We start from the raw sequence: 19490 nt of genomic DNA, 5'->3' as shown, positions 1-19490 counted from the left end.
ACGGAGTCCTTTCTGGACTGGTATAATCGACGCCAACTCTTGGCTGTGCAGAGATCTATGAAAATCTCATCCTCTCCCCCTACTCGCCTCGTCGCCGCCTTGCTCTGGAAGGCCTGGTCTGGGCTCATCGGCTTTCTCAACGACCGTCTGTTGCCGGAGCGCTTCCACGTTCGGCCTGAGGCTTTGCCGGAGTGGCTGGCACAACTCTGGGGTCGCTATCTGCGTTACCGACAAGCCTCTCGTCCAGGGAAGATCCAGTTTCGCGGCCTGACGGTGGATCCCAGCCAAGGGGAATCCTCAGCTTCACTGGTCGGGTCTAGCTTGCTCCGCTACCGTGGCTGCCCTCTGGAGAGGGTTGCCCACCCCCTCCCCTCTCAACCCTTTCCCGTTCGCGTCAGCGGGACGGAGTCCTTAACCCCTTTTGTGCCCCCCTACTGGAGGCTGCTCAATACGCTGCGCTTGAAGTTGAGCCTGGCCGATGTCGATAGCTATTCGGTCACGCCGGCCCTACAGCGGGTTTACCGCGGCCAAGAGTTCTAACGCCAGCCCAAGAGCAGCGGAGTAGAGGGCGGGGATACGCTTCGACCCACGGAAAGCTGAGAATTCCTTTCTCGCTAGGGGCTAAGACCTTCTACAGTGGATAAGGAAGGTCATTGAGCTTGTTATGTCCAAATGCGGCGTGCTCCTGCTGAACTTGGGGGGGCCAGAAACGCAGGCTGATGTGCAGCCCTTTCTCTACAACCTCTTTGCCGATCCGGAGCTCATCCGGCTGCCCTTTCCCTTTTTGCAGGGGGCATTTGCCTGGGCCATCTCCATCCTGCGAGCGCCCAAATCCCGGCGCAACTACGCTGCCATCGGGGGGGGATCTCCTTTGCGGCGCATCACCGCTGAACAGGCCCGAAAGCTGCAGGCCCAACTGGTGGCGGCGGGCTACGACGTGCCAGTGTATGTCGCCATGCGCTACTGGCACCCGCTCATTGAGTCTGTGGTGCAGCAGATCAAGTCGGACGGGATCACCCGCCTGGTGGTGCTGCCGCTGTACCCGCAGTACTCCATCAGCACAACTGGCTCCAGCTTCAAGCTCCTGGATCGCCTCTGGGCCGAAGACCCAGAGCTGGCCCGCATCGAGCGCCGCCAGATCTGTTCCTGGTACGATCAGCCCCAGTATGTCCAGGCCATGGCTAGGGCCATCCGGGAGCAGTTGGACGCCTTCGAGGATCCCCTAGAAGTGCATGTGCTCTTTAGCGCTCACGGCATTCCCGAAAGCTACGTCACCCAGGCCGGGGATCCCTACCAGCAAGAGATGGAGGCCTGCGTCGAGCTCATCTGGCGCCAGGTGGGACGCCCAAATGGCTACACGCTCTCCTACCAGAGCCGGGTGGGCTCGCTGCGCTGGCTGCAGCCCTACACCGAGAGAGTAATCCCAGAGCTAGGCGCGCGGGGAGTAAAGCAACTGCTGGTGGTGCCGATTAGCTTTGTCTCAGAGCACATCGAGACCCTGCAAGAGATCGACATCGAGTATCGAGAGCTGGCCCACCGGGCTGGGATCCGCGATTTTCGCCGTGTGCCCGCCTTGAACGCCGACCCGCTATTTATTGCTGGCCTGGCAGCTCTGGTGCAGCCCCATCTGGTTCCCTCAGCACCTGCTTTTGTGCCGGCTGCGGTGGGCAGCTCGCTGCTGGAGCGTTAGGCAAAAGGACTCTAGGCGGGGGGCAGGCCACAGTTAGCACCTGTTTTTGCCCAGCGGTTAGGTGCAGGCACGGCCTGGCCAAGTACTTGTGCTCTGGGGATCCTAGCCTTTAAATCAAAGTTTCCCCCTGTGCAAAATCGATGAGCGAAGCCCTGCTGACCGAGTGGCTGCTGGCCTATTTCCACCAACGGCTGCCCTTTCCCAAAGAGTGGCTGCCCCAGGGGAGCTACTGGGTGGGGGGATCCCTGCGGGATGCCTACCTGGCTTGGCTGCGAGGCCAGTCTGGAGACTCCCAGGGGCCAGTGGATTTGGATTTAATGTGTCCGGCGGATCCGGTGGGGTGGGCAGCAGGGGTGGCGCGGCGGCTGAAAGCCGGCTTTGTGGTGCTAGATGCGGAGCGACAGATTGCCCGTATCGTGCTGGGCCAAGGAGGGGCTTCCCCTCCCACAGCGGCGACGGTGGACGTAGCCCTGCAGGCGGGCCCCACCCCGGCGGCGGATCTGTGGCAACGGGACTTCACCTGCAATGCCCTGGCCCTGGAGCTGCGGGAGGGGCAACTGTTGGATCCCACAGGGGGGCGGGCGGACATTCAGCAGGGGTGTCTGCGCATGGTTCACCCCGACAACCTCAGCGCCGATCCGGTGCGGCTGTTGCGGGCCTATCGCCAAGCAGCCCAACTGGGGTTTGCGCTGGATCCGGCCACGGCAGAGGCGATTCGCCAGCGGGCTCCCCTCTTGGCCAATGTGGCAGCAGAACGGGTGCGGGCCGAGGTGGTGACCCTGTTGGAGACGGGGATCCCGGGCCTGGCCCACCTGCAGGCAGCCGTGGCGGCAGGTCTGCTGGCGGCTTGGCTGCCCCGCCTAGCCCCCCAGAGCCCTGGCTTTGCCCAGGCCCAAGCCGTCTGGCAATGGGCCGAGATCTGGCAACCCCAGTACCCCCGCACTCTGGCGGAGCTGGCTCAGCCTTTGGCGGATCGGCGCAGCAGCCTGTTGGCGACGGTGTTGGCAGCCCTGCTCTGGGATCCGGCAGGCACCCCTGCCGAGACGGTGGAAACCGAACTGGAACGGCTGCGCTTTAGCCGGGCCGAGATGCGGGCCGTCCAAAGGCTGCACCAGCTTCTGCCCCACTTCCAGAGGCTTTTGGCCAGCTCTCCCACCCCTCCCCAGCAGTGGCGGCTCTACCAGCAGGCGGGATCCCTCTTTGGCGGCCTAGCCCTGCTGGCTGCAGCCACCGGCAGCTCGGCAGAGACGATCCAGCTTTGGCTTAGCCGCTACGAAGATCCCCAGGATCCCCTGGCCCATCTGGTGCCCCTGCTGGATGGCCGCGACCTACTGCACACCTTAGGTGGCCAACCTGGCCCCTGGGTAGGCCGGCTGTTGCAAGAGCTCCAGGAGGCCCAAGCTTGGGGCCAGATCCAAACCCGCGCCGAGGCCCTTTCCTTTGCCCGCCGCTGGCGCGAGAGAAGCTCCCAAACCTAGCCAAAGCGATAGCCAAAGCCGCGCACCGTTACCAAATACTCGGGGTTACTGGGATCCACCTCCAGCTTTTCTCGCAGCCAGCGGATGTGGACATCCACGGTTTTGCTGTCGCCCATGTAGTCGGATCCCCAGACCCGCTCCAGAAGCTGTTCCCGCGTCCAGACGCGGCGGGGATGGGACATGAACAGCTCCAACAGGCGGAACTCTTTAGGCGAGAAACTGACCTCCACCCCCCGCACCAACACGCGGCACTCCTGGGTAAACAGGCAAATATCCCCGTAGCGGAGCACTGTGGCCTCGCTGGTGTAAGCCTGCTGCCGACGGCGCAACACAGAGCGACAGCGGGCAATCAGCTCCCGCATGCCAAAGGGTTTAGTTAGGTAGTCGTCGGCCCCCAGCTCCAGGCCCACCACCCGGTCAGTCTCGCTGCTTTTGGCCGTCAGCATCAAAATAGGAAGGGTGTTACCCTCCCTACGCAACAGCCGGCACAGATCCAAGCCATTCAAACTGGGCAGCATCAGATCGAGGATCATCAAGTCCAGCCGCTCGGCTGTATGCACCAGCTCTAGTGCCTCCCGGCCGTCGGCAGCTTGCAAGACTCTGTACCCCTGTTCTTCCAGAGCAAGGGCAACGGTTTCCCGGATCGCATCCTCATCCTCCACCACCAGCAGAGTCTCCTGAAGGGGGGAAGCTTCCTTAGCTTGGGGAAGTTGACTGGTCATGGAAAGCAAACTCCGCCTTGCGCTCCCAGGGAAAAAGCAGCCGCCCGCTAGGATATCAAACTTCAGGGTTGGCCAACAGAGAGGAGAAAAGGTGTCAAATCGCGATTCGAGGTTCCAAGACGTCAGGTTGAACCCCGAAGGTTCCAACATCGGTTGGTTCAGGATGATTTAAGATTGGGGTGGAGCCGAAGCCACTGGCGCGGCCGGGCATGCTTGCTTCTCTTTCTGCACTCTGGACTACTGGCGGAGCAATTTTACGGTTGCTGCGCTGGCACAAGCCGGCAGGACGCTTGATTTTGATGATCCCTGCTCTGTGGGGAGCTTTCCTAGCCGGACGCGGAGCGCCGCCTTGGCCATTGGTCGGGATTCTCGTTCTAGGCAGTTTGGCCGCTAGCGGGGCAGGCTGTGTAATCAACGACCTCTGGGATCGGGACTTGGATCCGTTGGTGGAGCGCACCCGCACCCGCCCCCTAGCCAGCCGCGAATTGAGTGTTGGCGTCGGCATCGCAATGGCGTTGCTCTGCTTGGCCTGTGCGGGAGGGCTGGCGCTGTTGCTCAACCCCGTTAGCTTTGCCCTCTGTGTGGCAGCGGTGCCGGTGATTTTGCTCTACCCAGGGGCCAAGCGGGTTTTTCCAGTGCCCCAACTGATCCTGGCGTTGGCCTGGGGATTTGCCGTGCTCATCAGTTGGACAGCGGTGAGAGGTCAGGATCCCCAACTACCCCTGTGGGAGGAGGGGCTGGGCTGGCTGTGGCTGGCCACGGTACTCTGGACTCTAGGGTTTGATACGGTTTATGCTCTCTCGGATCGCGAGGACGACGAGCGAGCTGGGATCCACTCCAGCGCCCGTTTCTTTGGCCGGCAAACCCCAAGGGCGGTGGGGCTCTTTTTCCTAGGCACCACCATTGCCCTCTTGGGGGTGGGGCTTAGCCTGCAGTTGCACGCGATCTATTTCCTCAGCCTGGCAGTTGCCGCCGGCCTCTGGGCTCGGCAAACCTGGCAGCTTCACCGGGTCCATTCCTCCCCCGGCCTCTACCCAGCTATCTTTGGCGAGAACGTGGTGCAAGGCTTTATCCTGCTGGCGGGGATGATTGCCGGCTGCCGGCTAGCCTAGTTGGGATAGATGCGCAGGCGGCGGTTGGGCTCTTCGCCAAAGCTCTGAGCGCGCAAGTGATAGGACTCAACCAGCTGATGCTGCAGCTTGCGGATGTGGGCAGAGCGGGGTAGGAGCTCCACCGGCTGCGACTTGGGGATGACGATTTGCTCCACCGCCAGGCGAGCTTCTTCCAGAGCTTCTGCTTCTTCTGCTGTGCTAGCCTGAATAAACAGCTCCAGGTCTGACTGGGCCCCCTCCTCACTTTCAATGTTGAGGATGCGGCGCAGGGCGCCGGCCAGAGCAATCAGGGTATTGGCCTTGACGGTATGAATGGGGATCTGGCGGGAGTGGGCCAGTTGCTGAATCTTGGAGCGGCTGCGCACCTGGGATCGCAAAGCCAAGACAATATCGGCCTCATCCAGGTCTTTGGTAACCTGCGCCGGCAGCTGCAGGGTCCGGATGACCTGCTCTAGGTGGAAACGGCTAACCCCATAGGGGTAGATCCTCAAGGGCCCCTCTGGGTCTTGCGGGAGCTCCGCTTCCTCCTCAGATTTGGACTCTGACTGGGAGTTAGCTAGCGGCTCCGCCGAGGAGTCTTCCTCCTTCGCTAAGGGCGAGCTAGGCTGCTGCAGACGGGTTGCAACCGGTTCCAAAGGTAAAGGCTCCAGGCGGCCGGAGGATCCCCAAGTGCCCCCCCCAGCAAACAGGGCAGTGTCGGCAGGGGGCCACTGGGGTCGCAAGAGGCTTGAGCGTCCGTTCATGCCAGTGGTACTGCGCACAATCACCACTTGGCCGCGTTCGTCCAGGCTGCGTATTTGGATTGACGCCTCGCGGTTACGTAGGAGGCAATCCACTGTGGCTGCCACATCTTCGTGGATGACCCAGCGATGCCGCTCTAGCATCTCCACCGCAATCTCAAAAGTCGGGGGAGCCTTGCGCTCCAGGACACTCTTCTGACAGCCCCGCCGCCGTGCCTCCTCGTCCCCCAGCGTGACGGATTGGATCCCGCCTATTAGATCCGAGAGGGTGGGGTTTTTAATCAGGTTTTCGATGCGGTTGCCATGGGCAGTGGCCACCAGTTGCACCCCTCGCTCGGCAATGGTGCGGGAGGCTAAAGCTTCCAACTCTGTGCCAATCTCGTCGATGATCACCACTTCCGGCATGTGGTTTTCCACCGCCTCGATCATCACCTTGTGCTGCAACTCTGGGCTGGCCACCTGCATGCGTCTAGCCCGACCGATCCCTGGGTGGGGCACGTCGCCATCCCCGGCAATCTCGTTAGAGGTGTCGATGATGATGACCCGCTTGTGCAGCTCGTCTGCCAAAACGCGGGCAATTTCCCGCAGGGCAGTGGTTTTGCCTACTCCTGGCCGGCCTAGCAACAGCATTGAGCGGCCCTGCTCCACCAGATCCCGGATCATGTTGATGACACCGACCACGCAACGGCCCACCCGACAGGTAAGGCCAATGATCGTGCCCTGGCGGTTGCGGATGGCGCTAATCCGGTGCAGTGTTGAGGCAATGCCAGCCCGGTTGTCGCTGCTAAACTCCCCCACTTGGCTGATGACCAAATCCAGGTCGGCGCGGCTAACTACTTCCTCGGAGAGGTACTCCGCAAAGCCGGGGAAACGGGCTTCCGGGCGGCGGCCCAGATCCAGCACCACCTCCACCAGCTGATTTAAGTGAGGATGCTGCTGCAGCCGCTCCCGGATGGCTGCGGGCAGAACGTCCAGGAGCTTGTTTAAGTCGTCGTTGTAGAGGACTTGTCCGGGAAAGGAGGTGGGTTCCCTGTTCAAGGGCTGGGCTGGGAAACTCATGGTCAAGCGACGCTGTCAAGCACTGGAAAAACAGCTCGGTCGGAGGGCAACTGGCCGCTGCTTTACCTGCTGCACCAACTGCTTGGCTAACAGGATCGCTGTGGTCAGGCCAGATCCTTCCTCTAGATGGGCAGCCACCAACTGGCGGGCATAACTGCCAAAGGCGATCCCCGCCACTGGCCAGCAGGGATCCAACAGCGACACTGTTTGCGCATTGGTTCCACCTGCCAATTGCACATAGCCAGGTAGGCCCATGTCCAGCACCTTGCGGGCCAGCTTTAGGGTGGCCTTGCTGGTGCCAGCCCCAATATCTCCGCTCATGGGCCGGCCGTCCACCTGCCAGATCAACACCTCCGGCACAGGATCCATCAGGGTTAGCAAATCCCGCAAATAGGCCTCAAGGCCCGGACCATCGTTAAAGCTAATCGAGACGGCCTGCAGCCGTCCCAGCCATGGCTTCAGGGCTCTCCACACTTGCTCAAACTGCTTCTGCCGGCCGATACAGGTGTGGATTTCTACTGCCTGAACGCCCAGCTCCACTAGAGACGGCAAGACCTCCGCTACTGCCACCTGATAGCCAGAGGTAACAATGCGCCGGTAGGGACAGACGGGCTCGCAGCGGCCACAGCCGTAGCACAGCTCCGCCTGGATGTAAACCCGGGCAGAGGGGCCTAGAGGCACCAAGGCATGGGGCGGACAGACCGCCACACAAGGCTGTGGACACTCGGCAGGGCAGGTGGGCTCTGTCAGGGCTGCCTTGCGGAAATGGACATCCTCGCCGTCGTTAAGGCTAACCATCAGCCAAGGGGATCCCGCTTGCGGGTCTTCTGCTTGGGCTCGCTGGATCCCTTGTTGGGCAGCTCGGACAATAGCCGGCTCAGCGGCAACGTCGATGCAATCGGCCCCAGCTAGGGTGTAGAGAAAGGCTAACTCCCGAATTGAGGGCAAGTGGTGGAAACTTGCGCCACAGATGAGCTTGAACCAAGTGCCCTGGTGCAGCGAGGCTTTCGGCAAGGTCACAGGTACAACTAGCCACCAGCAAGGCCGCCTACTTGAGATGGTAGCAAAGAATCTAAGCCAATCCTCAGGCGCTCTGCAGGGCGCTCTCTAAAGGTTGCCAGCGAATTGACCGCTCTCGAGCCAGCTCCACCACAAATTTCACGCCCTTGTCTTCTTGGCTTAACTTCACCAAGTAGGAGAGTTCTTGCCGGCTGAGGACATGCCCTTCGTAAAACCAAAAGACCAATCCCTTGGCCTTGGGGGGCAAAGTGGCCCGGTACTGCTCAATTAGCGAAGGGTAGAAGTAGGTGCGCCGCTGCGACTTGCCTAGGGTGGCAGGCCGCACCCCATGGCTGCGCGTCAGATAGCTGGCCAGATCCCCAATTCCCTTGCTAGAGAGGGTAACCACCTCATAGCCGGCCCCGCGCAGCCGCCGCAGGTAGTGTCCTTCGGATCCCCCTTCCGGCGTGACAAACATGGCCAAAGCCCCAGCCTGCTCGAGCTGTTGCACAAACTTGGCACCTGAGCCGACTAGCAACATAAGAAGCTCCGTCTTTGCCTGCGCCCATTGTAGCGGGAGTATGCCCCTAGCCGAGGATAGAAGTTTCCGATAGAACTCCTAGAAACTCCCCGGTTCTCCCCGACGTGCCGAAGAGCGGAGGCAGAGCAGGAAGAAGCGTTAGAATTGAGGACGACAGGAGAGCAACCACCAATGGCTCAACCAAGCTACCCCGTAACCAAAAGCGACGCCGAGTGGCGGCAGCTGCTTACTGAAGAACAGTACTACGTGCTGCGTCAAGAAGGGACTGAACCCCCCTTCCGCAATGCCTACTACAACAACAAGGCCCCAGGGATCTATGTCTGCGCGGGCTGTGGGCAGGCGCTGTTCTCTTCAGAAGCCAAATACGACAGCGGCACCGGCTGGCCCAGCTTTTGGCAGCCAATTGCTCCAGGGGTGATTGGCACCAAGACCGACTGGAAGCTGCTTGTGCCCCGCACCGAGGTGCACTGCTCCAACTGTGGCGGTCACCTGGGGCATGTGTTTCCGGATGGCCCCCCGCCAACAGGCTTGCGCTACTGCATCAACTCGGCAGCTTTGAAGTTTATTCCAGCCAACGCCTAGGCCTTTAAGCCGCCTGCCGGCTGAGCATGTCGGACTACACTTTCCTGGATGCTACCTCGATCCTGCTGCGGGAGGGTCTGGAAGCCCTTCTGGTGCTGTTAGCTCTGGTGGCGCTTCTTGGGAAGAGCGGGCAGTCGGCCCAGCAGCGCTGGGTGTGGCTAGGAGGAGCGGCGGGTCTATTGGCAGCGGTGCTGCTTGGTCTCTTGGTCAAGCTGTTTTTCCAGCAGCTACTTACCCATAGCCGCCAGGAGGTGCTGGAGGGGATCACGGGGCTGGTGGCAGCAGGTCTACTGTTTTCGATCAGCCTCTGGCTGCACCGGCGGTCGGCCACCGCTGCCTGGCAAACTTTCGTCCACGAACAAGCTCAAGTAGCCCTTGCCAGCGGTCAGGTTTTTTCCCTAGCTTTTCTGGCCTTTACAGCCGTGTTTCGCGAAGGGGCGGAAACGGTGGTGTTCTACGTGGGATTGGCGCCTTCCCTGCCGGCTCGGGATCTCTGGCTTGGAATTGGCTTGGGAGCTCTTCTGCTTGCAGGAGTGGCAGTTTTGCTTTTGCCCTTGGGTCTAAAACTGCCCTTGGGGGCTTTTTTCCGGGGTTTAAGCCTGCTGATCTTTTACTTGGGCTTTAAGTTCCTGGGCAGCAGCCTCCACGCTTTGCAAGTTGCAGGCTGGCTTCCGACGACCCCCTTATCCGGGATCCCGAAGCTGCGCTGGTTGGGGATCTATCCCACTTGGCAGACGCTGATCCCGCAAACGGTGCTGCTGGGAATAGCCTTTGTCTTTTGGATGAGGCTATGGCTGCGGGCTGATTCTGCTCAAAAGCTCTCTCCGTGAGAGAAAAACAGAGCCCGCCCCTAGAGAGCTGGCAGGCTGCTGCGTTTTAACCCAGAAATCAGGTGTCGTAAACGCGGCACTCGACGGCGTCGGGGTTTTCAGCACAGTGCTGCTCGAGGCTGCTGGGGGCCTTTGGCTGGTGGCTGCGGGCTGCCAGCACCTCCTCTACCGCATCCCAGGCTGCACGGCAGTGGGGATCCCCTTCGCCGTACTCAGAGCAGACTTTGCGCGCGTTCTCCAGCTCTTTGGCAATGACTTCAGACAGTCCCATATTCTCAAGCTCCTTTCGACCGGCAGGGCTCTTCACCCCTGGGTTGGTTGACGCAGATTGTCCACGGATAGGTTGAAGATGATACCGTTGGCCAACCAATCGCAGTGAATCTACTACCTACTATTCTATGTAGCCCCCGCCGGAGGGTGTTGCCATCCTTTTGCGATCTCTTTGGGATCACCTCAAGCCGCCAAACAGTTGGCTAATCTGCTGCCGCACCTGTTCCGGGGATCCCTGTTGGCGTACCTGTCCTTGCGCCAGAAAGATCGCCCCGTCTGCCCATTCCAGCTCTGCCAGCCGATGGGTGACCCAAAGAGCAGTGATCCCCTCTTGATCCACCAGCTGGCGGACGCAGCGCAGCAGATCCCTCTGGCTATCGGGATCCAAGAGGGCCGTCGGCTCGTCCAACAGCAGTACTTCACAGCGCTGGGCCAACGCCCCGGCAACTGCTACCCGTTGCTTCTGCCCACCGCTGAGGCCGTGGATAGGCCGGCGGATCAAGTGGCGCAAGCCTACCTGCTCCAGGGCTCTCTCCACCCGCTCCTGGATTTCTTCCAAGGTGAGGGGCTCTGCCCCCAAACCAAAAGCTACATCGGCCCCCACCGTTGGCATAAACAGTTGCTGATCCGGGTTCTGAAACACGTAGCCTAGCCGCCCCCGCACCTCCCAGAACCCCGCCAGGGGCTGGGGATGGGTGAGCACTCCCGACAGGAGCTGCAGCAAGGTCGATTTGCCGCTGCCATTGGGCCCCAGCAGCATCCAGAGCTGGCCCTTGGGAACAGCAAAGCTGCACTCCTGCAGGACCGGCGGACTTCCTGGCCAGGCAAAGGTCAAGCCCTCTACCCGGATAGCCAGCGGGGATTCTCTCCCAGTGAGGGAACTCATAGACCCCTAAGAAGCTGGCCTTAGCCCTGCAACTGGGCCAAGAAGCCAGGGCGGACTCCCATGGGCGCGGTGCCGGACTTGGAGGTTATTTGCACACCACAGAGCTCGCCAGTTAGCAAGAACACCTTCTTGCCCGTGCGGTCGCAGGTCAGCTCTAGGCTCTGAGGGGATCCGTTGCGAAGAGCCTCAACCACACTTTGATAGGCGCGGTTGGCCGCTTCCTCCTCTTTTTGGTGGATGACGATCGGGGTAGGATTCCCTTTCAGGAGCAGTTCCAGAGTATACATGGCTGACCGTTTGCGTAGTGGGCTGTGGACACCTGATCCCAGTATCGCAGGTTAGGGCGAGAGCTGGAGATCCCTGCCCTAGGGACAGGGGAAGGTGGGAGCGGGATCCCCTTCATTGAGGCCGGCAAACCAACTAGAAAGGACAGCTGGCAGGCACAGGCCGGGGTTGCCCCCAATGTGGAGCCGTTCTAGCCGCGGCAGTTCTGCCAAGAAGCTGGGCAGCTTGCCTGTGAGCTGGTTACGGGCCAGGCGTAGATCCCGCAATTGCTTAAGCTGGGCTAGCTCGGGGGGTATGGGTCCGCTGAGGCGATTGTCCGACAGGTACAGATTTTCCAGGTTGCGCAGTTGCCCCAGTTGGGGCGGAATGGGCCCAGAAAGCTGGTTGCGATCCAAAAACAGCCCCTTAAGAGAGCTGAGCTGGCCGAGTTGGCTAGGAATGCTGCCACTGAGCTGGTTATCTTGCAAGCAGAGGTTTTCTAGGCGGCTGAGCCGACCTAGCTCTGGAGGAATGGATCCAGAGAGCTGGTTGTGATCCAAAAACAGTCCCCGCAGCTTGCCCAGTTGTCCTAGCTCCGGCGGAATGGGGCCAGAGAACTGGTTGTAGTCGAGAAAAAGCTGTTCCAACTCCCTCAACTGCCCCAGCTCGGCGGGGATAGGGCCGGAAAGTTGGTTGTAGCTTAGGGACAGAGCCCGCAGCCGGCGAAACTGGCCGATCTCCGGTGGCAGGGATCCCCTTAGCCCGCGGCGATCCAACACCAACTGGACAAGGCACTGATCTCTATCAAACAGAGCTACTTCCTCCACCACCACCTCAGGCCGGCCCATTGCGGCCAAGATTTGCCGGAGGAAGAGAGGATCCTGGCAGGAGGCAGCAGGCCAGGCCATCCTCCCCCAGCTCAGCCAAGCCCAAATCACCACTAGACCCAACACCCACCACCGCTGCTGAGCTTTTCCTAGCCCCTGCCCCATTGCCCTGCTCCCGAGGATCCCTGTTCCCCAAAGTGGCCGTGCCAGCCTCGAGCTTGCCCGACGTTGCCTTAAGGGAGCATAGCTCCAGAGGCCTCCCAACTGCCAGGCAGCCTCAGGAATTGGCAGCAGCAAGTTGCCAGGGAATAGAAGAGCAATGAGAAGATTGCCGCGACAGCCAACAGCGGCAAAACTGCTAAGATGAGGGCCTAGAGCTTAACTGCCTGGGAGCGCTGGATCACCTCAGCTTCGCTTAGAGGGGTGGGGGCGTGAAAAGACAGGCACCAGGGAGTTTGGATTTTGCAGGGCGGGTGAAGCTGCTGCGAGGAGAGATAAAACTGTCCCACCTTTAAGACAGCCACATCTTCTCCGCTTCCTCCCCGCTGGGCAATTTGCTCGCGCACTACCTCAATGGCTGCCGGAGACGTGACTCGGCCAAAAAACTGGGTGGAGCAGTTGGCGATGACGTTGTGGTCGATGCTCTTGGGTGCTTGGGTAGCAAAAATGAGACCCAAGCCGTATTTGCGCGCTTGGGCGGCCAGGCGCAGCAGGCTCTGCTTGCAGGGGGTAGTCCCCTGGGAGGGCACAAAGTCTTTGGCCTCGTCGATGACCAGCAGCCCGCGCACTGGCGCTTCCGGCGGGGCGGGGTTTTTCTTGATCCAGGTAAACAGCGCCATGGCCAGTTGATTGAGAAATTGCTGCTGTTCCCCCAGGGTGGGAAGGCCCACCAAGTTGACAACCGACACCCGGGTTTTGCCGTAGTCTGAGCCCAGCCCCAACAAGATGGCCGGATCCAACGCCATCCCCTGTTGATGGAGCAACTTGTTGTTAACCATGGCAGCCTTGAGGAGATTAGCCATCTGCAGCGCCAGTTGCGGCGCCTTGCTGATACCGGCTCCTGCTTCCGGAGGCAGGTCCGCAAGGAACTCGGCAAAGTCAGCTAGAGATCCCGGCTGGTGGGTGGCAAAGTATTTCAAAGCTGCCTTAAGAACCCCCCGCTTCAGCTCGTCGCCGACGGTCTTGCCGGGGGCCACGATCTCCTGGAGGGCGCCCCAGGCCATGTCGACGGCCTGATCCAGCTCTTCGGGATCACCGGCCAGCGCAGCAAAGTCCGGCAGGGGGGCAAGGGTGAGGGGGTTGCCCGCCGCCAGCCCAGGGGTCCAAACCACCACCTCGGTTTGGGCAAAGTAGCGCTCTGCCTTGGCTTGATCCTCCTCTGTCCAGCCTTCGGGAGCGGCAGGCCAGGGATCCCCCAGCCGGGCCAAGTCGTTGGCTGCATCGATGACGATGGAAGGGATCCCTTGCAAGGCTGCCTCTTCCACCATTCGCCTCAAGAGCACCGTTTTCCCCGAGCCGCTGCCAGCCAAAATCACAGTGTGCCGCACCAGCTCCTCGATGGGCAGAAAAACTGGCTCACCCTCCCGGTTGGCTATCCAGCGTCGTCCGACAAACAAACCTGGCGAAGGTCTCGGCGGCTGCAAGTCTTGCTTGGCTTCAGGAGCTTTGCCGTTGCCTGCCCTAGGAGGGGAGGAAACTCCCTTTTCCTCAGGCTCAGCTCTCGTAGCCCAGTCAGCCGGGATCCCTTCCCTCAGCCAGGCAAGGATTTTGGCCAGCCCCGAATCCAACTCAGCATTTGCCAGGTGGGTAAGAGGTTGCCGTTCCGCCAGCCAATCTCTAAAATCGTGTCTGGATTTGAGCTGCTCTAGGGCCAGCAGAACCCTGATTTCCCTTTCACTGGGCCGCCAGTGGATCCCACCCTCCTCAAGGAACTTTTGCCACAGTTTCTGAGTACGTTCGCCTCCTGGTAGGGAGGTAGTGCGCACCACTACCAACTTGCGAAATCGCAGGGCCGCGTCGATCCCGGCTGCCGTCCTAGCAGCTACTAAGCGAGTTTGGAAAGATCTAGGATTAGTTGATTGAATAGCTGTAAAACAAAGGTGCCTTTCCCGCTCGTTTGCCTCGTAGAAGATTAGCCGCAAGCGAGAATGCAGAGGCGAGAAACTTCTGGATCCAGGGAAGTCAGTTTCCACTTGGCTGCCAATACTAGCCGGCAACTTTTCCTGCCAGACGAGAAAGTTGCACAGAGAAGCTAGGGGCTCTTTCCATATCTCGCTCTCGTTTTCCTGTAAATACGGGGAAATATCAACCTTTTGCTTGGCCTCCTCAAAGATTCGATCTAGTTCCTTCAGTGGAGGGGGACTTGGAGTGATAGGAGCAGAACTTGGGACACCTAACTCGGTAACTCTCCCTTCCCGTAGGCATTGCTCCCTGTGCTCATGACATTTCTGGAGGAGCTGCCGAGGATAGATATCCTGCTGGAAGAACTCCGGCTTAAACGGGTAGGAAGGATAGGGAGGGATAAAGCCCACCTTGTGGTAGGCAGCCTGCAGGCGAGGAACAACAACTGCCTCAGCGACACTGGCCGAAAGAAGAGGCGTCAAAGCTAAAGGCGGCTCAAAGCGTCCTGTAAAGGTTTTAACAGCTGTTTTCGTTAGAATTTCCCAAGACTGGTTTAGGCACGAGATGATGACAAGGGATCGGGAGAGGCAGTCCCGTAGCCCAATGAGGCCACCTGCGATGTTATGAATGATGTTTTGGGAAGCTTCTCTTTCTGTCTCTGGCGAGAGCTCCTGCAAGGATGACGAAGGACTAGGACTTGTTTGAGATTGCACAACAATGGGATCCAACTGATCCAAAGCAACTACAGTGGGTCCCCTTAGGCTCATCAGCCAAGAAAGCCCTGCAACAACTTGACTAGGATTTAAGCTGGCGTTGGTAAAACCGAATTGTCGGGCAACCTCTGATTCCACACCTAGGCCCTGTATCCAGCTAGTACCTATTGACGCCAGTGAAAAATCATTCGAATTAGCTAGAATGGCAGCTCGTACACAATCTTGGTACTTGATGGTGTGCTTGCGATCTTGAGTGAATAGCCATTGCAGAGTTTGTCTAATGACGTCGAGCAAAGATTCGTGGGAAAAACTGGCGATCTCCTTCGCCTGCTTGGGAGTAGAGAGAGCTCTCAGAAAGACCAGATCGAGAATTTTTTGGAGCTGGCTAGTGCCATCAGGCTCTTCCTGAAGCAGAGAGGTGAGGTAGCCCTGGATTACGGTTTCCCAAAAGTCTTTCACATCGGTCATGTCCACTAGGACAAATCCCACCCCTTTTTCAAAGCAGTGCTGTCTTAAGACCCTGAGAAGGTGGGTTTTGCCAGAGCCACCATTGCCAAGCACAGGGATTCCAAAGGGTGTCTCCATCTGGGGAGATTGGATTAACTTCTCCAGCCGGCTGAATAGCTTCTCCCTGACATCCCGGTTAAGCTCAGGAACGTCAAAATCCGGAGGTTGCCAGATTTTTCTAAGATGAACTGTCCAATCAAAATCAACCTCCTTGAGGGCTTCTAGAGCTTTTTGTTGGTTGATTGAGAAAGAGGTACTTTCCTTGGAAGTCATGGCTAGTTCCTAACACGAAGAACGTGCTTGTCGTAGCCGTACAGGTTAATAGCGGCGGCTTTGATTTCAGGAGTAATGGACAGAGGATCGTCCAGGTTCATCAGCACTATCTTGGCTTGGCGGTGCAAAGTCAGGAGCGCCTGATCCAATAGCCAGGAGGGAACATCGGGAAATCTTTTGCGCAAGTCGGATAAGTAGACTAGGTAGTAGCGCCCTCCCATCTCCTCGCAGGTGCGAAAGACCTTCTCGAGGAAGTCAGGATCAACCTCCCCTTCGCTAACTTCCCAGGGCTGCGTTTGCCCAGTAGGAACAGGGGCTGCTCCACCGAGAGAGGGTCTGTTTGCGCTCCGCGCCGCTATCGCGAACGCGCCACTCGGTCGTAGGCCTAGAATCCGCGCCAAGGGAACGTTCTCCCGCTGTGCGTAATCCACTAGGGTTGCCAACGCCTTTTGCAAAACAACTGCTGCCTCTGGCGACTTGGAGCGGGCGATGGCTGTTGGAGGTGTGGTAGAAGCCCAGTCCCAGGCCTTGTCAGTCAGCACAAGCCGGGTTATCCTCCTTCCCTTTTCGACTACAGTCTTGCATTCAATGAGGCCCTTTTCCTCCAACAGCTTGAGCTCTTTGGCCCTATGCTTTGGCTTCACTTGCGACTTGGTCGGTTCTTCCCCTGTTAGCAGGAGCTTCCAGAGCAAGATTTCGCTTTTGGGCAACAAAGCGGTCATTTCCTCAACCTCCAGCCCTGCCTCAAAGCCGGCTCTGTTGCAATTGAACCACCTTGCGGATCATCTCCACCGCCCGCTCGCAGTCGGACATCACCAGCTCATTGGGAATCCGCAACACCAAGTAGCCGGAGATGAGCAACTCGTAGTCCCGCAGGCGATCCTGGTAGTAGTGGTTTGGCTCGCGGTGCTCTGGCCCATCCACTTCCACCACCACCTTACCCTCCCGCCAAAGCAGATCCGCTCGGAAAGTGCGTCCGTTAACACTCTGTACAGTTTGGTTGAATTCCAGCAAATTCTTTAACTGCGCATCTGCTGCCACCCGGTCGGCCAGCTTTCTCTCGGCGGGACTGAAGGGGTGAGGGGATCCCTTGTAACCCACCACCACCTGTACCGAGCTGTCGAACTCCTTTAGCCTCTCAGGAAGCGGCAGTCGAATGGCACCGTAGCTCACGGAGGCCAATTCGGGGTGATCAGTCAAAGCGCTCGGCACCACCAGCACCAGCCGTGCCTGACTGTGGTCAGCCAACCAGATAGCTGCCTTGGCCAAGCCGAGTAAGTAGCTGGGCGCCGGCTCCGTCTCGTCGGTTGCCAAAGCCAAGGTCAGCTCGCGAGGGGCAATGGCCTTGGCCAGTTGCTGCACCTGGATCGCCCGCTGGATCCCTGGCAGCAGAGGCAGGCGTTGCTGTTGGCACAAGTGCATGGCCGCCTTGAGCCAGGCGTTGGCAATGGTGGGATCCTGTTTTGCTGGTAGCTCTTGGGCGCGGAGACGATTGTGAGCTTGAACCTCTGCCGTTGTGCCCGGCTCAAACTTTTCCCCATACCAATAAGGCCAGAGGGATAGAGCTACCCTCGCCAGCACCTGCAGACACTCATCGAGGATGGCATCCTGGGCAGGAATTCGGTGCCAAAGCTTGGAGACAAAGACCGTCTCTCGAGTTTCAGCCTCCTCCGCCAGGCTCGCTAGCGCTTCCTCCACGCACGGCGCCAGCAACAGCTTGACCTCCCCCTCTTTGCCTAGGTCTTGCCACGAAAGAACGGCCACCCCGCCTCTCCCACCTGCCTACTGGAATCCTAGCTTAGGCTGGGGCAGGGGAGAGAGGGCATTGAAAGCTGGGTCGGCAGGGATTCGAACCCTGGGCCAATCGGTTAAAAGCCGAGTGCTCTACCGCTGAGCTACCGACCCGAGTTTACACTTTCGTTATGATAGCAGGACTTTTGTCACATTCGCAAAGACTCTAGCCGGATCCCCGAGAGTTTTGCTAGTCTAGGTGTAAGCTAACCCCGGGGCTGTAACGGTTTCGACGGGGTGGCGAACAAGGGTTCATGATGCAGGTCGGGCTTGAGCTTATCCCGTTACCACTAGGCTCAACAAAGTAGGTGCGAACAACGTCGTACCTTTTGCTCGTAAAGCAGCTGCTCTGGCTGCCTAAGGCTCAGTAAGAGAAGTCTGAGCTCGAGGATCCTCCCACGACCCCGTTAAGTGGGCGGGTCACAACCCCAACGGGTGCAGCTCTCTTCTCCGGCTCCGTCGAGGGAGAGCCTAAGCTTAGGCGGAGATCTCCCATCGCCGGGATCTAAACGGCGATCCCCGCCTTGAGGGTCAGAAAGGCTAAGCCTGTGAAGGAGTGAGCCCCCAGTACCCATCTCGGACACGGGTTCGACTCCCGTCAGCTCCACTCCTTTGCCAGTTGGCTGCCACTGGTTACCTAGCGGTGAGCGCGCGGGTGGCTGCACTTGGCCGACGACTGTGTTTCCTAGTAGTAGGGCACCCTACAATAAAGCAGGGTGTTGGAAAAGAGGTGGCGATGCGGCTCGTCGATGAACGGGGGCGTCTGCTGGGGAAGGTCAGCCTTCTGGATCTGGGGGCGCTGGCCATTGTAGTAGCGGCGATTGTGGCTGTCCTGTTTTTCCCCGGGCGGCAGGTGGGCAGCGTCGTCCAGGTGGGGGGTGGCCCCACGCTGCCCGTGGAAGTGGATATGATTGTGCGGGGAGTCAGCAGCCGATCCCTGGAACCTTTTCAAGCAGGTCAGAAGGCTGACTTGATTATCCGCAACCAACCCTACGGCCAGGTGGAGGTGGTGCGGGTGGAAAACGTCAGCCGCACTGTGCCGGTGGTTTTTCCCGATGGACGGGTTGAGAACTTGCCTGACCCAGAGCCCTACCGCTTTGATCTGGTGTTTACCTTGCGGGGACGGGGCCAGCAGACAGAAAATGGCATTGTCCTAGGCAACAACCGCGTCAAAGTCGGCGTTCCCCTGGAGCTCGAGACCTTTAGCTACAACTTGCGTGGAACCGTGATGGATGTGCGGCTGCTGCAATCGTAGAGGATCTCAAGCCCAATGCAGCTACAGGAGATCGCCCAAAAATTGGGATGCCCCTACGAGGGAGATCCCACCCTAGAAATTCACGGCGTGGCTAGCCTAGCAGAGGCGCGCCCAGGAGAGCTGAGTTTTCTCAGTGAAGCCCGCTACCTACCCTTGCTGGAGCAGACCCAAGCCAGCGCCGTCATTGTGGAGGAATCGCTGGTTCTGCCCCGCCCCATTGCTTGCCTGCGAGGGAAGGATCCCCGTCTGCTCTTTGCCCAGGCCATCGAGCTGTTTTACCAGCCCTATCGCTTGCCTGTTGGGATCCATCCCAGCGCGGTGATTGATCCCAGCGTTGAGTTGGGAGAAGGTGTGGCCATTGGGCCGCATGTAGTGGTGATGGAAGGGGTGAAAATTGGCGACTACACCCAAATCCACCCCAACGTAACCATCTACCCCCACGTGCGGATTGGATCCCGCTGTCAGCTTTTCGCCAACTGCGTCATTCACGAGCGCACGGAGATTGGGGATGATTGCCTAATCCACAGCGGTGCTGTCATCGGCGACGACGGCTTTGGCCACATTCCTCTTCCCGACGGCTCCTGGCGGCGCATGCTGCAGGCAGGCCGGGTGGTGCTGGAAGACGGCGTAGAGGTGGGCAGCAACACCACTATCGACCGGGCCGCTGTTGGCGAGACCCGCATTGGCCGGGGCACCAAGATTGACAACCTAGTGCAGATTGGCCACGGCGTGAAGACGGGATCCCACTGCTTGATCGTGGCTCAGGTGGGCATTGCCGGCAGCACCCAATTGGGCCACCGCGTCATCTTGGCTGGGCAATGCGGCCTGGC

The 19490-nt window shown here is 59.5% G+C and carries 19 protein-coding genes, 1 tRNA gene and 1 other RNA gene; 9 read left to right on the top strand and 12 right to left on the bottom strand.

The window, feature by feature from the left end; genetic code table 11:
• Positions 1 to 57 precede the first annotated feature (57 nt).
• The 3 genes from NW804_RS01455 (at position 58) to NW804_RS01445 (ending at position 3168) form a co-directional block, all read left to right on the top strand.
• Entirely contained in the window at positions 58 to 540 is a 483-nt protein-coding gene (locus NW804_RS01455) for a hypothetical protein (protein ID WP_414422683.1), read from the top strand.
• Between the two features lie 124 nt (positions 541 to 664).
• Positions 665 to 1690, top strand: a complete 1026-nt coding sequence (hemH, locus tag NW804_RS01450; protein WP_414393084.1) for a ferrochelatase — start codon at positions 665 to 667, stop codon at positions 1688 to 1690.
• 140 nt (positions 1691 to 1830) lie between these two features.
• A complete protein-coding gene (locus tag NW804_RS01445; protein WP_414422682.1) occupies positions 1831 to 3168 on the top strand; it encodes a CCA tRNA nucleotidyltransferase in 1338 nt (445 codons plus the stop codon).
• Here the strand turns inward: NW804_RS01445 and NW804_RS01440 are convergent.
• A complete protein-coding gene (locus NW804_RS01440; protein ID WP_414410566.1) occupies positions 3165 to 3890 on the bottom strand; it encodes a response regulator in 726 nt (241 codons plus the stop codon). The genes NW804_RS01445 and NW804_RS01440 overlap by 4 nt on opposite strands.
• Positions 3891 to 4099: 209 nt before the next feature.
• Here NW804_RS01440 and NW804_RS01435 point away from each other — a divergent pair, with 209 nt between their 5' ends.
• Complete coding sequence (locus tag NW804_RS01435) at positions 4100 to 5002, top strand: 4-hydroxybenzoate solanesyltransferase (protein ID WP_414420215.1); 903 nt, start codon at positions 4100 to 4102, stop codon at positions 5000 to 5002.
• Here NW804_RS01435 and NW804_RS01430 read toward each other — a convergent pair.
• From NW804_RS01430 to ndhN, 3 genes are all read right to left on the bottom strand, one after another.
• The gene (locus tag NW804_RS01430; protein WP_414420214.1) at positions 4999 to 6801 is read right to left on the bottom strand and encodes a R3H domain-containing nucleic acid-binding protein; all 1803 of its coding nucleotides are present in this window, start codon (positions 6799 to 6801) and stop codon (positions 4999 to 5001) included. The two genes, NW804_RS01435 and NW804_RS01430, sit on opposite strands and share 4 nt — an antisense overlap.
• Positions 6802 to 6816: 15 nt before the next feature.
• Entirely contained in the window at positions 6817 to 7821 is a 1005-nt protein-coding gene (locus NW804_RS01425) for an LdpA C-terminal domain-containing domain (protein WP_414393076.1), read from the bottom strand.
• A gap of 64 nt (positions 7822 to 7885) precedes the next feature.
• Entirely contained in the window at positions 7886 to 8341 is a 456-nt protein-coding gene (ndhN, locus tag NW804_RS01420; RefSeq protein WP_414393074.1) for an NAD(P)H-quinone oxidoreductase subunit N, read from the bottom strand.
• Positions 8342 to 8512: 171 nt separating this feature from the next.
• Between ndhN and msrB the strand changes: the two genes are divergently transcribed.
• Both msrB and NW804_RS01410 read left to right on the top strand, forming a co-directional pair.
• The gene (gene msrB / locus NW804_RS01415; RefSeq protein ID WP_414410563.1) at positions 8513 to 8923 is read left to right on the top strand and encodes a peptide-methionine (R)-S-oxide reductase MsrB; all 411 of its coding nucleotides are present in this window, start codon (positions 8513 to 8515) and stop codon (positions 8921 to 8923) included.
• 26 nt (positions 8924 to 8949) lie between these two features.
• The gene (locus tag NW804_RS01410) at positions 8950 to 9753 is read left to right on the top strand and encodes an FTR1 family protein (RefSeq protein ID WP_414422681.1); all 804 of its coding nucleotides are present in this window, start codon (positions 8950 to 8952) and stop codon (positions 9751 to 9753) included.
• 58 nt (positions 9754 to 9811) lie between these two features.
• Here NW804_RS01410 and NW804_RS01405 read toward each other — a convergent pair whose 3' ends face one another.
• The 8 genes from NW804_RS01405 to NW804_RS01370 all read right to left on the bottom strand — a co-directional run bounded on the left by NW804_RS01405 (position 9812) and on the right by NW804_RS01370 (position 17519).
• Entirely contained in the window at positions 9812 to 10024 is a 213-nt protein-coding gene (locus NW804_RS01405) for a CP12 domain-containing protein (RefSeq protein WP_011429904.1), read from the bottom strand.
• A gap of 177 nt (positions 10025 to 10201) precedes the next feature.
• Positions 10202 to 10909 carry an energy-coupling factor ABC transporter ATP-binding protein gene (locus tag NW804_RS01400; protein ID WP_414420212.1) on the bottom strand — a complete coding sequence of 236 codons (708 nt, stop codon included), beginning with the start codon at positions 10907 to 10909 and terminating at the stop codon, positions 10202 to 10204.
• A gap of 20 nt (positions 10910 to 10929) precedes the next feature.
• Positions 10930 to 11196 carry a hypothetical protein gene (locus NW804_RS01395; protein WP_414420211.1) on the bottom strand — a complete coding sequence of 89 codons (267 nt, stop codon included), beginning with the start codon at positions 11194 to 11196 and terminating at the stop codon, positions 10930 to 10932.
• Positions 11197 to 11274: 78 nt separating this feature from the next.
• Positions 11275 to 12165 carry a hypothetical protein gene (locus NW804_RS01390; RefSeq protein ID WP_414422680.1) on the bottom strand — a complete coding sequence of 297 codons (891 nt, stop codon included), beginning with the start codon at positions 12163 to 12165 and terminating at the stop codon, positions 11275 to 11277.
• Positions 12166 to 12371: 206 nt separating this feature from the next.
• On the bottom strand, positions 12372 to 15614 hold the full coding sequence (locus NW804_RS01385) for a helicase HerA domain-containing protein (protein WP_414422679.1): 3243 nt from the start codon (positions 15612 to 15614) through the stop codon (positions 12372 to 12374).
• Between the two features lie 2 nt (positions 15615 to 15616).
• Positions 15617 to 16156, bottom strand: coding sequence for a hypothetical protein (locus NW804_RS01380; RefSeq protein WP_414422678.1), 540 nt, complete (start codon positions 16154 to 16156; stop codon positions 15617 to 15619).
• A 202-nt stretch (positions 16157 to 16358) separates the two neighbouring features.
• A complete protein-coding gene (locus NW804_RS01375; protein WP_414420207.1) occupies positions 16359 to 17378 on the bottom strand; it encodes an endonuclease domain-containing protein in 1020 nt (339 codons plus the stop codon).
• Positions 17379 to 17447: 69 nt separating this feature from the next.
• Positions 17448 to 17519: transfer RNA gene (locus NW804_RS01370), tRNA-Lys, on the bottom strand.
• Positions 17520 to 17619: 100 nt separating this feature from the next.
• Here NW804_RS01370 and ssrA point away from each other — a divergent pair.
• The 3 genes from ssrA to lpxD form a co-directional block, all read left to right on the top strand.
• Positions 17620 to 18015: a transfer-messenger RNA gene (gene ssrA / locus NW804_RS01365) on the top strand.
• Positions 18016 to 18141: 126 nt separating this feature from the next.
• The gene (locus NW804_RS01360) at positions 18142 to 18660 is read left to right on the top strand and encodes a DUF4330 domain-containing protein (protein WP_414422744.1); all 519 of its coding nucleotides are present in this window, start codon (positions 18142 to 18144) and stop codon (positions 18658 to 18660) included.
• A 15-nt stretch (positions 18661 to 18675) separates the two neighbouring features.
• A partial coding sequence (lpxD, locus tag NW804_RS01355; RefSeq protein WP_414422677.1) for a UDP-3-O-(3-hydroxymyristoyl)glucosamine N-acyltransferase occupies positions 18676 to 19490 on the top strand: 815 nt, incomplete at its 3' end.

This window comes from Synechococcus sp. WC10meta, assembly GCF_047461475.1.
Note: the sequence above shows the minus strand (reverse complement) of the source record. Positions and strands in the feature narration are given on the sequence as shown.